This window comes from Chryseobacterium sp. SSA4.19 (genome assembly GCF_022601875.1).
GTDB lineage: Bacteria > Bacteroidota > Bacteroidia > Flavobacteriales > Weeksellaceae > Chryseobacterium.
The window spans coordinates 92,061-105,799 of sequence record NZ_JAKVIP010000009.1; the positions used below are offsets into that span (position 1 = coordinate 92,061).

The following is a 13,739-nucleotide window of genomic DNA, read 5'->3' on the forward strand; positions in this document are numbered from 1 at the left end:
TAACACGCGAATTATCGTAAAAAAATGTTAATTAAAATAATGTTGAATGTTTTTTCGTAATTTTGCACATTAAAGCATTTTTACAAAAAATTAGATAGAAGTTTATGCCGAATCAAAAAATACTGTACATTACTACAGAGATGTATCCATATCAAGAAGATACCAATATGGCTGCAGTGGTAAACAAAATGGCACTTAAGATGCACAACGAAGGCAATGATGTAAGAGTTTTTATGCCAAGATTTGGACAGATAAGTGAAAGGAAATTCCAGCTGCATGAGGTGATCCGCCTTTCAGGAATGAATATTATTATTAATGATCTGGATCAGCCTCTTATTATTAAAGTAGCCTCTCTTCCAGGAGAAAGGCTTCAGGTATACTTTATAGACAATGAAGAGTACTTCAAAAGAAAGCAGTATTATTTTGACGATGAAGGCAGACCTTTTGATGATAATGATGAAAGGGCCATTTTCTTTGCAAGAGGCGTTATAGAGACTATTAAGAAACTGAACTGGGTTCCTGATGTTATCCACTTAAACGGTTGGATGGCCTCTTTTGTGCCAATTTATCTAAAGACCTATTACGAATCCGACACTTATTTCAAGGATGCTAAAATTGTACTTTCATTATATAATGAGAAAGATGCAGCTTTAGATCAGAATATTGCCGCAAAACTTAAGTTTGATAATATTTCAGATTTAAAGGCATTGGATAATCCGAGTGTGAAAACTTTTGTGGCAGACAGCATGAATTATGTGGATGTTGTGGTAAAGGGTGATGAGTTTCTGGATGAAGATTTAGATAAGGCCTTTAATGAAACCGCTACTGTAAAGTCGGAATATCTTGATATCAATTCAATCAATCAACTTTATTAAAAAACACCTATATTTTTAATGATTCATACTATTAAGAAGGCAGTCACCATATTTTCTCTGGTGATTTTTGGAAGTGCATTGCTTCATAATTGCGAGCCGGATGCCGATACGCTTGGAGAACAGCTGTTTTTAGACGGAGCAGCGCAGGGTAAGGAAATGCCTTTCGATCTCATTGCTTTTAATATCAATAATAATGACAGTATCAGGAGTGATGCTGCTAAATTGGGGTTAGCTTCCTTAGGAGCTTTTGATGAAGCACAGTTCGGAATGCAGAAAGCATCATATCTGACACAGTTAAGATTATCTACTTATAATCCTGACTTCGGAGAAAATGCCGTTGTGGATTCTGTAGTTTTGGTAATGAAGCCGACATATGCTTCTGATTCGGTTAAAACCACTACGGTAGATGATAATTATACCTATAAAACCACTGCTGATGAAACAGTAAATGCTAAAAAGGTAGTTAATACTTATCCTGTGTTAAAATTCGGTAAAGCTAAAAGAACATTTAATATCCAGATAAACGAAGTTACTGAGTTTTTAAAGTCACCTTCAGATACCGTAAAATCTAACCAGACTTTTGCTTTTGATAATTCAAAGGTTTTGGGTTCAAAAGAGTTTAAAGGTGATATTAGCTCAGTAGCGATTACAAAAGATAGTGACGGGAGCGCTTTATTTACTGCTTCTACACCGGGAATCAGAATTCAGTTAGACAAAACATTTTTTCAAAATAAGATTATCGCTAAGAAAGGACAGCCTGAACTTCAGGATGCTTCCAATTTCATCAGGCATATTAAAGGAATTAGAATTTCTGTAGTAGAAGATGATGGATACCTGTTTCAATTTTCACCAAATGATCTGGAGCTGATTATGTATTATAAAAACGGAACAGGAACCACAAAAACTCCTGCAACCTATTCTTTTGCCTTAGGTTCTGCCAATACACACATTGGTCAGTACCAATATAACAGAGGAGAGGCACCTGTAAAGAATGCTGGCTACAACAGTACTACAGGTGATGCAAAGCTCTATGCTCAGGGTATGGGTGGCCCTTCTATTGGAATTAAACTTAGACAGCAGACTATTGATTCACTGAAGCAGATGTATGCAAATGATAAAGCAGCGATCATCAGTGCCAAAATAAGAATTTATACGGATGCTTCATGGAATAACAGCAATTATGCGAAACCAACAGCATTTACTTTGCTACGCAAATATGTAGATACTAATACTCCTCCTACTCCCATCAAGATAAAAACTAATTTTACCAATGACTTATTAAAGCTGGCAGGAGTTACAGGGTATACTCTCTTTAAGGCGTACGATCTGGATAAGAATCCTGCATATTACGAGTTTTCTGTAACACAGTCCATTAAAGAGCTTGTTGAGCCAGGAAGTAAAGCGACAGATGATAAGACTGAAACAAAATACTTTAAAATAGACCTAGGTTCTTTTCAAAGCAATACTGCAGGGACAGGTTTAGCAGGATATAAATTTACCACTACTCCTTATAATACGAGCAGAGCGGTATTTGTAGGAACAAATGCCAGTAATGCAAACAGAGTAAAATTAAGAGTTACTTACGGGACAAAATAATATTTAAAACACACTTAAACACTTGATATAATTATGTGCGGAATCGTTGGATATACAGGTTTTCAGGATGCCTATGATATAGTAATTAACGGTCTTAGAAGGCTGGAATACAGAGGATACGACAGTGCCGGAATCGTTCTGGAAGATGGTGAAAACAATTTAAAAGTTGAAAAAACTAAAGGAAAGGTAGATGACCTGGTAGGTATTTCCGAAAACTTAAAAGGTACTGCCCATATTGGAATGGGGCATACCCGTTGGGCTACTCACGGAGTACCGAGTGACAGGAATTCTCATCCGCATTTATCTAACAATGATAAGATAGCACTTGTTCATAACGGGATCATTGAAAATTATGATACGATTAAAACAATGCTTACTGAAAAAGGATTTACCTTCAAATCTGAAACTGATACTGAGGTTCTGGTTAATCTTATCCAGTATTTTATGGATTTGAATATTGAAATGGACTTTCCTACAGCGGTAAGATATGCGCTTAACGAGGTGTATGGTGCTTATGCGATTACTGTAATGCACAAGGACCATCCGGGAATATTAGTCGTTGCAAGATTAGGTTCTCCTCTAGCGATCGGAATAGGTGAAAAAGAATATTTTATTGCGTCTGATGCTTCACCTTTTGTAGAATTTACCAAAGAAGCTATTTATCTGGAAGAAGGCCATATGGCTACCATTTCATTGGAGAATGGAGTGGATATCAGAACAATCAGCGAAAATTCAAAAATAGTTCCTGAAATACAAAAACTTAAGTTGAGTCTTGAGCAAATTGAAAAAGGAGGATACGAACATTTTATGTTGAAAGAAGTTTTTGAACAGCCAAAATCTATCCATGATACGATGAGAGGAAGGCTGCTTGTGGATGAAGGTGTGATTAAAATGGCAGGAATCTGGGATTATATTGAAAAGTTCAAGAATGCGAACAGGATTATTATCATTGCCTGCGGTACGTCATGGCATGCCGGTCTGATAGGAGAATATCTGATTGAGGAATATGCAAGAATTCCGGTTGAAGTGGAATATGCTTCAGAATTCAGATATAGAAACCCGATTATTACAGACAAAGATGTTGTTATTGCTATTTCTCAATCCGGGGAAACTGCAGATACCATGGCCGCATTAAAACTGGCTAAAGAAAAAGGAGCGTTTATCTATGGAATTTGTAACGTAGTGGATTCTTCTATTGCAAGAATTACAGATGCCGGTTCATATACACATGCCGGTCCTGAAATTGGGGTGGCTTCTACAAAAGCCTTTACTGCACAGCTTACTATTCTTACTTTAATTGCATTTAAATTAGGGAAGCATAACGGAAATCTCGGAAATGCTGATTTTATGAGCTTAATTGCCGAGCTTGACGCTATTCCTAAAAAAATTGAAGAGGTTTTAAGCTCTACTCATGATTTAGTTAAAGAGATAGCTAAAGACTTTATCCATACTACCAATTTCCTTTATTTGGGGAGAGGATATAACTATCCGGCCGCTCTTGAAGGTGCCTTGAAACTAAAAGAAATCTCCTATATTCATGCTGAAGGATATCCTGCTGCAGAAATGAAGCATGGGCCTATTGCTTTAATTGACGAAAATATGCCGATTGTTATCATCGCTCCAAAGAAAGGACATTATGATAAGATTGTAAGCAATGTCCAAGAAATTAAAGCCAGAAAGGGGAAAGTTATTGCTGTTGTTAACAAAGGGGATACCCAGGTTAGCGATATGGCCGATTATATTATTGAGATTCCGGAAACGTCAGAATGTTTTTCACCGATTGTAGCATCAGTACCTTTACAGCTCCTGGCTTACTATATTGCTGTATACAGAGGAGCCAACGTAGATCAGCCGAGAAACCTTGCAAAATCTGTAACGGTAGAATAAAAATTATCTGCAAATAAAATAAATTTAGATTTCTTCCGTTATTTCAAAAAAAATCTTAAAAGTTTCTTAAAAAAATTATATATTTACGGCTTAATTATAAAAATTAACATGAAAAGGATATTTCTTTTATTATTGTCTGCGTCGGTAGCATCGGTATCTTGTTCAGGTGGGGGAGCCTCTTCGGTAGGTAAACCGGGAACAAAAGGAGAATTGATACCTAGAGAAAAAACAAAATCATTTGTTGCAGAAAGACCATATGGAATGGTAGCCATTCCTGCCGGATCATTTGTAGCGGGATTAACTGATCAGGATTTTACCAACAGTCCTGAGAAAGCTCAAGCAAAAACAGTTACTGTTTCCTCTTTCTTCATGGATGAAGCAGAAACTACGAATGCAGAATACAGGGTATTTATCAATTATGTAAGAGATTCTATTGCCAGAACTTTACTTGCTGAAGCTGCCGGAGAAGGTGGAGAAGGTAAAGGAAGAGGGACAAGCATCGGAGATTACGCATACCTTGCCCAAAAAGAAGAAAACTTAACACCTTATCAGGAATATCTTGAAGCACAGGGCGGCGGAGATGAAACAACCTTCGATCCTACAAAGAAAATTGACTGGAAAGTTCCATTGCATTGGAATACCTCTAAATATCCGGATGTAGAATATGCAGAAGTTTTAGAATCAATGTATTTACCGGCTTCTTCAAGAGTAAGTAATGAAAGAATCCTTGATGTTAGCAAGCTTAAATATACATACCGTTGGGGGGATATGGATGTGGCTCTTGCTGAAAATGAAAGAGGCGTAAACTATCTTAGAAGCGAAAGTATCGCCATCTATCCGGATACTACGGTTTGGGTTAAAGATTTCCACTTTGCATACAACGAGCCATTATTTGAACAGTATTTCTGGCATAAAGCATACAAAGACTATCCTGTAGTGGGAGTAACCTGGGATCAGGCGAGGGCGTACTGTAACTTCAGATCTAAATTAAAATCTGATTATAACGAAAGCTTAAAAAGAAGAAAACAAAGACCATTGCAATTCAGACTTCCTACAGAAATCGAATGGGAATATGCTGCAAGAGGAGGAATGGAAAATGCTACGTATCCTTGGGGAGGACCTTATTTAATGGATGACAGAGGTTGTTATCTTGCAAACTTCAAGCCGAAAAGAGGGAACTATATGGAAGATGACAAAAAAGGGACTTATACATATACGGCTCCGGTAAAGAAATTTAAGAAAAACGGATTTGGATTATTTGATATGGCCGGTAATGTTTCTGAGTGGACAGAATCTGCATACAACAATTCTTCATATGGTTTTTCATCTACTCTGAACCCTTCTACCAAAGACAAAGCTGACGACAAAAGATCTGTAAGAGGAGGATCTTGGAAAGATGTGGGCTATATGTTAATGACCGGTGCTAGAGATTGGGAAAGAAAAGATTCAGCGAGAAGTTATATCGGATTCAGAACCGTACAAGACATTCCTGAAGCAGCTGTTAAACCAAGAAGAGTTAACAGATAATTCAATCGTACACTTTCAATACAATTTAATTTAACACTAAAAAAAACTAACTTATATGTTTAAGACAAAAGATGCATGGATGAACTTCTTTTATTCATTCGGTGCTGCCATTGTAATTCTTGGAGCTTGGCTAAAAATTACTCACATTACTTTAGGGCCAATCAACGGTAATATCGCACTTACGGTAGGGCTTATTACAGAAGCAATCATCTTCATCATTTTCGCTTTCGACCCGCCAAAATCAGAAGAGTCTTATGCTTGGGAAAACGTATATCCTGAATTATTGGATAAACACGCCAATCCAAATCCACTACATTCAAATACATCTAAAAATGTTTCGGCTCAGTTTGCTGAATTGGAAAATTCACTTTCATCCAAATTAGACAAAATGCTTGCGGATGCTAAACTTGATGTTCAGTTATTTGACAGATTAAGAACCGGAATCGATAAATTCTCAAACTCAGTAGATCAGATTAATCAGACCGTTGATGTGTCAGCTTCTACTCATAAATATAACGAACAATTAAATAAAGCTGCCCAGCATATGGAAAGCATGAATGCCTTATATGCAATGCAGTTGGAAAACGGACAAAGACAGTCTGAATTTGCTAAGAAGTATGTACAGGATATGCAGAAATCTGCTGAACATTCAGAAAAGTTCAACCAAGAATTACAAGGATTAACATCAAACTTAAATAATTTAAACAGAGTTTATGGCGGTATGTTAACTGCTATGAAGTCTTAATTCCTAACCATTTCTATATTTAACAACTTAATTAAAAATTAAACAAACAAAGAAAAGAGAATGGCACAAGGAAAACAGACCCCTCGTCAGAAGATGATCAACCTGATGTATTTGGTGTTCATCGCGATGATGGCCCTAAATATTGATGCAGAAATCATCAGATCATATTATGATTCTACTAAAGCTCTTAATGAGACAAGAAGGTTAACGGAGAGAAAGAATGAAAGGATTTTTGAAAAAACCCTTGAAGCAAAAGCTCAGCAGGTACCTGACACATATGCTCAGCCTTGGGCACAATATCAGGTTTTAAGAGACAAGATTAACGTATTGGTTGGATCTGCTCAGACCATTAAAGACCAGCTAAAAAAGAAATCAGAATTTCACGAGAAAGATGCAGCAGGAAAGGATATTGATGTAAGCGAGAACTTTGCTGCATTAAATAACAATGAAGCAACCACGGAATATTTCTTCAAAGAAGGCGATGAAAATACCCCTTCAAAAGGAGCTTTGGATTTAAAAGCTAAAATTGATGATGTAAGAAATTATATTAATACAACTTTTGGGAACAATCCTCAGTTAAAAGATTTAGTGGAAAGAGCCAACAAGTCTTTAATTGCGGAATATCCTAAAGGAAAATCTCCTAACGAGAAAACATGGTTCCAGAATAAATTCTATCACCAGCCACTCATTGCTGCGATTTCTAACCTAGAGATCATTCAGAATGATGCGAGAAATGTGCAGTCTGATGCATTGGCATTAATGTTACAGGAAAAAGTGGATGCCAGCATTAAATTTACAAGCTATGAAGCTATTGTTTCTGCGCCTGTAGATGTAGTTTCCGGTAAGCCTGCAGAAGCTGTGATTATGTTAGGGAATTATTCTAACAGCAACAAGATTTCAATGTCCGGCGTAAGCAGACAGGAAAATGGAAAAGGATATGCTTCATTGAATACAAATGGAATTGGAGAGCGTACTTTAAGCGGAAATATTACTTTAACAGATGCTACAGGTAAGGCTCAAAACTTCCCTTTCACGCATACCTATAATGTAATTGCGGGTCCTCAGGAAGTGAAGCTTCAGAAAGGATTATTGCTTTCTGCTGATAAAATGAATGTAATGTATAGAGGACTTAATAACCCTGTTTCAGGTTCTATCTTAGGTGCTGATAATGCTAAACTTTCATTATCTGCTCCGGGAGCGACTGTGAAGAGTACAGGTCCTGGTAAGTGGGATGTTAAACCGGGTGCAGGAAATGTTCTTAAAATTACATTATCAGGAACAGATCCTTATGGAAAGTCTATTTCTCAGGTATTTGAATACAGGATTAAAAATGTACCTCCACCACAAGGTCAGATCAGAGGTAAAAATATTTTACCGATGCCTGCAACTTCTGTAGAGAATCAATCACTTTCTGCGGTAATTCCTGACTTCGACTTCCCGGTATCTTTCAATGTCACTTCATTCATGGTGAGAGTACCTGGTAGAGCAGCATTACAGATTCAGGGTAATTCCTTGCAAGGTGCAGCTGGAATGTTGAGAAACTTAAGACCTGGAGACGGAGTATATATCTTTGATATCAAAGCAACCGCTACTGGTTTAGGAGATCAGAAAATTGGAAATATCTCACCTGTATTAATTAATATCCAATAAAACTAATTAGAGCATTATGAAAAAATATATTAGCAGTTTTTTAGTATTGGTTTCGGGGTTTGCATTTTCCCAGACTATACTGAATGCTTCTTCTCCGGAAGAGTTCAGAAAAATGAGAGCTGAGAACAAAATGAAAGTAGGAGATACGATTATTGACAAAAAAGTAAAGCCTTTGGAATACGGATTTGTTGATGAGAAAGATATCCTTAAAAGTATGTTTGTCTGGGAAGTGATTGATATGAATGACAAAATCAATCAGCCTTTCTATTATAACAATCCTGACGGATTATTAGCTACAGAAACAAAATCTTTATACAAGCTTTTACTTGACGGAGCAATGAACGGTGACATCAAGGAAGTTTACGATGATGAAAACTTTGTTACAAAACTTACGCCTCAGCAGATCAAAGACAGATTAGTAAGTGTGCGTGTTGATGATGAAGCTGTAAATATCTTGAACAGTGGACGTCAGTTGACTGAGCAGGAGAAAAAAGAACTTACTGACATTTATGAAACAACTACGGATAAGGTAAGAGTTTTGAAAGTTTTCGGTATGTGGTTCATTGATAAAAGAGATGGGCAATTAAAATACAGACCATTAGGTATTGCAGCAATGGGGCCGGATCCGCAAATGATCGGTAGAGTAGGTCCTGATGGACAGCCGATTGAAGGAGCCAATGATTTAATTGACCTTTTCTGGGTATATTATCCTAATGCGAGAGATATTTTGGCAAACAATTATGTTTATAACAGAAAAAATACCTCAGCAGATTTATCTTTTGATGATTTAATCAATGCAAGAAGATTTTCTTCTGTAATCTTTAAATCTTCTACAGGAATGGGTGATGGTGTAATTAAAGACTATATCCCGAGAGACTCTGAAGAACAGATGGAAGAAAGCGACAGAATCAAGGCGCAGATCCTTCAAATGGAAAACGATATGTGGAATTACTAAATTTCACTTGATAATTATAGAAAACCTGAGTACTTTTACTCAGGTTTTTTTATTATGGAATATGTAGATTATATTATCGTAGGAGACGGATATGCATCGCTTTTTTTTGCACATCAGCTGATCATGAATAACAAATCATTTGTTGTTTTTTCAGAAAAGAAGAAAAGTGCATCCCAGGTTTCGGCAGGAATTATCAATCCTGTCGTGCTTAAAAAATTCACGACCTTCTGGAAAGCTCAGGAACAGATTGATTTTTTAAAAAAGTCACTGAAAGAAATTGAAGGGTATACAGGTGAAAATTATCTCATTGATGCTCCGGTACACAGGATTTTTCATGATGAAAATGAACAAAGGCTTTGGCTTAAAAAATCAGAGAATGAAGAACTCGGTCATTTTTTAGATAAAAATTTCAGTTCATTAAATGTTGTGAAAAACGAGTTTCATTCAGGAAAGGTAAATCAATCAGCGAGACTCGATGTTAGTGGATTTTTCAGGGGTTTATTTGATTTTTTAGAGATCAGACAGCATATCGTTAAAGAAAAGTTTGATTTTTATGAAATCAACACGGAAAATTCTGTTTATAAAAAATTTAAATTTAAAAATATCGTATTTTGCGAGGGTATCGGGGTAAAAGAAAATCCCTTCTTTTCAGATATTCCACTACAGCCTAATAAAGGACATCATATAAAAGTCTCTCTTTCCAAAATACTTTCTGAAGATATTACTATTAAGAAAAAACATTTTTTATTTCCTGTATCAAATGGATTATATTTTTATGGCGGAACATATGACCGGGAACAGCTTCATCATCAGATTGATGATTCGGCGGTAGAACAGCTTACAAAAGGCTTATCCGAGTTCTATCCGTATGACTTTGACATTGCTGAAGTGAATTTCGGATTCAGGCCAACCGTAAAAGACAGGAGGCCTATTATCGGAAGACACGCTGTACATAAGAATTTTTATGTCTTCAATGGTCTGGGAGCAAGAGGAATTCTGAACGGATGCTATTTTTCCAAAAGCCTGTATGATTGTATCGAAGAAAATATCCCGTTGCATAAAGAAGTCTCCATTGAAAGATTTTCGTGAAATTTTATTTTCTGAAAGTTTAAAAAGGCAAATAGGATTACGATCATATTGAAGGTTATGAAAATTTCTTATATTGAAAGGTATAGAATAATAAACTCATGAACGAAAATGTACTGGGCATTATAGCAGGAGTTCTTACTTCGGTTTCAATGATCCCGCAGCTTGTAAAGGTGATTAAAAATAAAAATGCAGAGGATCTTTCATGGATGATGATTATGGTCCTTATTTCGGGGCTTTCTCTGTGGGTATGGTACGGATTTATAAAAGAAGAGCTTCCGATTATCCTTTCAAATGCTTTTGCTGTTATGGTTAATATTACCTTGTTGACGTGCTGTATAATTTTTAGAAAGAAATCATAACATAAAAACGAACACTTCTGTAAGTTACAGAAGTGCTCTCATTTATAGTGATGTGTTTATTAAATGAACCGGTTATCTTAAAACAAATTTTGCCAGAGGTGCCATTTTTGCTTTGTTAAGAGTCAGTATATTTCCGTTTACAGAATAATTATCTGCAGCAAGGAGAGCCTGAACAAAAGAGCGTTCGGTTTCAAGATCATCACAGGCAATCATGGTAGACATTCCCTGATTAAATTTAATGCGCATGACATTTGATTTAAGTTCATAGGTTCCGCCTACACCATTGAAGCCTCCATGTCCTTCGTATCTCATATCCGAAGTGTTGAGTTTGAAATACGGATTGGCTTCAGGATTTTTAAGAGTAATAGGCTGCCCGTTGAGTTCGGTTAGCTTCCATGTTTTTCCAGTAATATCAACAACATTCTGCGTTGAATCAGAAACAGCCGGTTTACTGATGCATGAAATAATAAATGCCATAGTGACAATTGAATAGCAGAAGATGATAGTTTTTTTCATAAAGTATCAGATATATTATGAGATTAATAAGAAGCCATTTTCGTGCCTACAGACGATTTATTCTTTTTATGATGGAACAGAACCATATTATAACCTTTTCTTAGGAATGTAATATCCCCATTGATATCAGAATATTGATAGTCTGCATCTCCGGCAGTATATTCGGGAAGTTCATCATTCTTTTTAAGAGCATAAGACTTACCGTTCAGATGAATGGTTATCGTATTTTGAGTTTCATTGACCGCTACTTCCAGTTGATCTCCGAATTCATCGGTGTAGATGTCTTTTACAATCTTATCAGGATCAGTATCTTCAACTGCTGTTACATTTTGTAAATCGATTTCTTCTTCCTTTACCGGATGTTTACATGAGTTTGCCATTAAAAGGATAAGAGTAATGAAAATAGGGAATAACTTTTTCATAGCATAATTTGGAATTGCATTTAATATTAGGTGATATGGTTGTATAAATTTACATTTATTATTTGAATAATATGTTAATTTTACATAAATTAATTAAAAATTATTAATCATAATCGGAAAATTAAAATACATATTAGATATATGCTCGAAAAATATGTCACTAAGTGATAAACTCATAAAATTTATATTCATTAATCAGGTTATAGAGATTGAAATGCAAAAGAAATTAATATTATGAATACTTAACACTTTTATATTCGATTCCAATGTTTCCTGTGGTATCAAATTTAATACCAAACTTTAAAATAAATGAATTTTTACTTTGTAAATTATTGGTTTTTATAAATTTAGACATTTTTTGATACGGATGTTATCCTGTTATTATACAATCTTCAGTTTATTTAAATAAATGTTAAATATTGTTAATGTCTTATACAAAATTTGTTATGAAGTTGAAACGTAATCCAACTTAGAACTACATTTGCCATGATAAATGAGAAACTATATAACATATTTTTTGACGGGCCTTTTTCTGCTGTTTGTAGTAGAAAGCAGAATCGATGTCAGAACATTGAAAAATGATTATCTAAACCATACTTCTCAGAACCTTCCTAAAAAAGCAAACCGTTTAAACCAGACGAGCGAAAAAGTTTCAATCCGCCAGCCTATTGATGATGCGGGAAATACAAGTTCATTGGAACTTATGGAAGATGATTTCCATTTATCTGATACCGCGCAAAATATACTTCTTTTTGCCAGTGTCTTTACCCTTATCTATATTTTCGGGTTAAAAAGCTTTAAAAAATCCAGATCGGCCATAGATGGCTTGTTATTACATTTTTCTACTGTAAAGAAATTCATTCTGATCCGCTCTATCAGAATATAAATTCAATCTTTCCGATATGTTTCTACCGATTCGTTTGGTAGAAATAATCCTGTGCTGTATGCCCGGTAATCATCATCACAGTCATCCCTATTTTACCACTTCCTACTAAAACATTAACGATTTATATAAACTCTGTAATTATGATGAAAAGAGTTGTCGCAGGCATTGCCTTAAGCAGTCTTTTATTGTTCAGCTGTAACAAGAAAAAAGAAGAAAAAGAAGAAGCTTCAGTTTATCCCGTAACTTCACCGCTGGTGATGGATACGGTGATTGACAAAGAGTATGTTGCCCAGATTCAATCTGTAAAAAACATTGAAGTCAGGGCGCAGGAAAAAGGTTTTCTTGAGAAAATCTTTGTAGACGAAGGCCAGTTCGTGCATCAGGGACAAACCCTGTTTAGGATTATGCCCAAGCTGTACCAGGCAGAATTGTTAAAGGCACAGGCCGAGGTAGCGCAGGCTACGATTGAGCTTAAAAATGCAAGCACATTGGCCAATAACAATATTGTTTCTAAAAACGAAAGGTCTATGGCAAAGGCTAAACTTGACGCAGCCAGCGCAGAAGCCAAACTTGCGCAGATCCATTTGTCTTTTACAGACATTAAGGCTCCGTTTTCGGGAATTATCAACAGAATCCCATTGAAGCTGGGAAGTTTAATTGATGAAGGTGATTTACTCACATCACTTTCAGACAATACCAACATGTACAGCTATTTCAATGTTTCAGAGCCGGAATACCTGAGCTATCAGATGCATGCAGCAGATCGCGGAAGCAATGAGGTAAGCCTGGTGATGGCAAATGGGGAAATGCTTCCGGAAAAAGGCCAGATTCAGACTATTGAAGGAGAATTTGACAATGAGACCGGGAATATTGCCTTCAGGGCGAAATTTCCCAATCCCAATAAACTGTTAAGAAACGGGGAAACAGGAAAAGTAAGAATGACATTGCCGATTAAAAATGCATTAATTATTCCTCAGAAGGCAACTTATGAAATTCAGGATCAGAAATATGTTTTCGTAGTAGGTAAAGACGGGATAGCAAGATCTAAAAACATTAAAGTATCATATGAACTTCCGGATGTGTATGTCGTAAGTTCCGGACTGGCAACAGGAGATAAAATCTTACTGGAAGGTGTTCAGAAAGTAAAAGACGATCAAAAAGTCCAGACAAAGTTCCAGGATCCGAAAAAAGTAATCCAGTCATTGAAATTAAAAGCAGAGTAGGACTCTATA

Annotated in this window: 13 protein-coding genes; 11 read left to right on the forward strand and 2 right to left on the reverse strand. The window is 36.0% G+C overall.

The annotated features are described in order from the left end of the window. Positions 1-104: 104 nt before the first annotated feature. The 9 genes from MKJ01_RS08260 (at position 105) to MKJ01_RS08300 (ending at position 10,683) form a co-directional block, all read left to right on the forward strand. The gene (locus tag MKJ01_RS08260; RefSeq protein ID WP_241632561.1) at positions 105-875 is read left to right on the forward strand and encodes a glycogen/starch synthase; all 771 of its coding nucleotides are present in this window, start codon (positions 105-107) and stop codon (positions 873-875) included. Positions 876-893: 18 nt separating this feature from the next. Beyond that, positions 894-2,471, forward strand: a complete 1,578-nt coding sequence (locus tag MKJ01_RS08265; RefSeq protein ID WP_241613311.1) for a DUF4270 family protein — start codon at positions 894-896, stop codon at positions 2,469-2,471. A 33-nt stretch (positions 2,472-2,504) separates the two neighbouring features. After that, positions 2,505-4,358, forward strand: a complete 1,854-nt coding sequence (gene glmS, locus MKJ01_RS08270; protein ID WP_241613312.1) for a glutamine--fructose-6-phosphate transaminase (isomerizing) — start codon at positions 2,505-2,507, stop codon at positions 4,356-4,358. 108 nt (positions 4,359-4,466) lie between these two features. Next, entirely contained in the window at positions 4,467-5,885 is a 1,419-nt protein-coding gene (gene gldK / locus MKJ01_RS08275; RefSeq protein WP_241613314.1) for a gliding motility lipoprotein GldK, read from the forward strand. 55 nt (positions 5,886-5,940) lie between these two features. After that, a complete protein-coding gene (gene gldL, locus MKJ01_RS08280) occupies positions 5,941-6,630 on the forward strand; it encodes a gliding motility protein GldL (protein ID WP_241613316.1) in 690 nt (229 codons plus the stop codon). A 60-nt stretch (positions 6,631-6,690) separates the two neighbouring features. Then, a complete protein-coding gene (locus MKJ01_RS08285; RefSeq protein ID WP_241613318.1) occupies positions 6,691-8,280 on the forward strand; it encodes a GldM family protein in 1,590 nt (529 codons plus the stop codon). A 16-nt stretch (positions 8,281-8,296) separates the two neighbouring features. Next, the gene (gldN, locus tag MKJ01_RS08290) at positions 8,297-9,235 is read left to right on the forward strand and encodes a gliding motility protein GldN (protein WP_241613320.1); all 939 of its coding nucleotides are present in this window, start codon (positions 8,297-8,299) and stop codon (positions 9,233-9,235) included. A 54-nt stretch (positions 9,236-9,289) separates the two neighbouring features. Further along, positions 9,290-10,324: an FAD-binding oxidoreductase gene (locus tag MKJ01_RS08295; protein WP_241613322.1), complete on the forward strand. Its 1,035-nt coding sequence runs from the start codon at positions 9,290-9,292 to the stop codon at positions 10,322-10,324. Positions 10,325-10,422: 98 nt separating this feature from the next. Further along, positions 10,423-10,683: a SemiSWEET transporter gene (locus tag MKJ01_RS08300; RefSeq protein WP_241613324.1), complete on the forward strand. Its 261-nt coding sequence runs from the start codon at positions 10,423-10,425 to the stop codon at positions 10,681-10,683. Positions 10,684-10,755: 72 nt separating this feature from the next. Here MKJ01_RS08300 and MKJ01_RS08305 read toward each other — a convergent pair whose 3' ends face one another. Both MKJ01_RS08305 and MKJ01_RS08310 read right to left on the reverse strand, forming a co-directional pair. Further along, positions 10,756-11,199: an META domain-containing protein gene (locus MKJ01_RS08305; RefSeq protein ID WP_241613326.1), complete on the reverse strand. Its 444-nt coding sequence runs from the start codon at positions 11,197-11,199 to the stop codon at positions 10,756-10,758. Positions 11,200-11,222: 23 nt separating this feature from the next. Beyond that, positions 11,223-11,621, reverse strand: a complete 399-nt coding sequence (locus MKJ01_RS08310; protein ID WP_241613328.1) for a hypothetical protein — start codon at positions 11,619-11,621, stop codon at positions 11,223-11,225. A gap of 493 nt (positions 11,622-12,114) precedes the next feature. Here MKJ01_RS08310 and MKJ01_RS08315 point away from each other — a divergent pair, with 493 nt between their 5' ends. Beyond that, positions 12,115-12,507, forward strand: coding sequence for a hypothetical protein (locus MKJ01_RS08315; RefSeq protein ID WP_241613330.1), 393 nt, complete (start codon positions 12,115-12,117; stop codon positions 12,505-12,507). Positions 12,508-12,650: 143 nt separating this feature from the next. Next, complete coding sequence (locus MKJ01_RS08320) at positions 12,651-13,730, forward strand: efflux RND transporter periplasmic adaptor subunit (RefSeq protein WP_241632566.1); 1,080 nt, start codon at positions 12,651-12,653, stop codon at positions 13,728-13,730. Positions 13,731-13,739 lie beyond the last annotated feature (9 nt).

Coding starts and splice junctions, on each gene's coding strand:
- MKJ01_RS08310 (WP_241613328.1), bottom strand. CDS start 11,621: ATGAAAAAGTTATTCCCTATTTTCATTACTCTTATCCTTTTAATGGCA.
- MKJ01_RS08260 (WP_241632561.1), top strand. CDS start 105: ATGCCGAATCAAAAAATACTGTACATTACTACAGAGATGTATCCATAT.
- MKJ01_RS08315 (WP_241613330.1), top strand. CDS start 12,115: ATGAGAAACTATATAACATATTTTTTGACGGGCCTTTTTCTGCTGTTT.
- MKJ01_RS08295 (WP_241613322.1), top strand. CDS start 9,290: ATGGAATATGTAGATTATATTATCGTAGGAGACGGATATGCATCGCTT.
- MKJ01_RS08265 (WP_241613311.1), top strand. CDS start 894: ATGATTCATACTATTAAGAAGGCAGTCACCATATTTTCTCTGGTGATT.
- MKJ01_RS08300 (WP_241613324.1), top strand. CDS start 10,423: ATGAACGAAAATGTACTGGGCATTATAGCAGGAGTTCTTACTTCGGTT.
- MKJ01_RS08320 (WP_241632566.1), top strand. CDS start 12,651: ATGAAAAGAGTTGTCGCAGGCATTGCCTTAAGCAGTCTTTTATTGTTC.
- glmS (WP_241613312.1), top strand. CDS start 2,505: ATGTGCGGAATCGTTGGATATACAGGTTTTCAGGATGCCTATGATATA.
- MKJ01_RS08305 (WP_241613326.1), bottom strand. CDS start 11,199: ATGAAAAAAACTATCATCTTCTGCTATTCAATTGTCACTATGGCATTT.
- gldK (WP_241613314.1), top strand. CDS start 4,467: ATGAAAAGGATATTTCTTTTATTATTGTCTGCGTCGGTAGCATCGGTA.
- gldL (WP_241613316.1), top strand. CDS start 5,941: ATGTTTAAGACAAAAGATGCATGGATGAACTTCTTTTATTCATTCGGT.
- MKJ01_RS08285 (WP_241613318.1), top strand. CDS start 6,691: ATGGCACAAGGAAAACAGACCCCTCGTCAGAAGATGATCAACCTGATG.
- gldN (WP_241613320.1), top strand. CDS start 8,297: ATGAAAAAATATATTAGCAGTTTTTTAGTATTGGTTTCGGGGTTTGCA.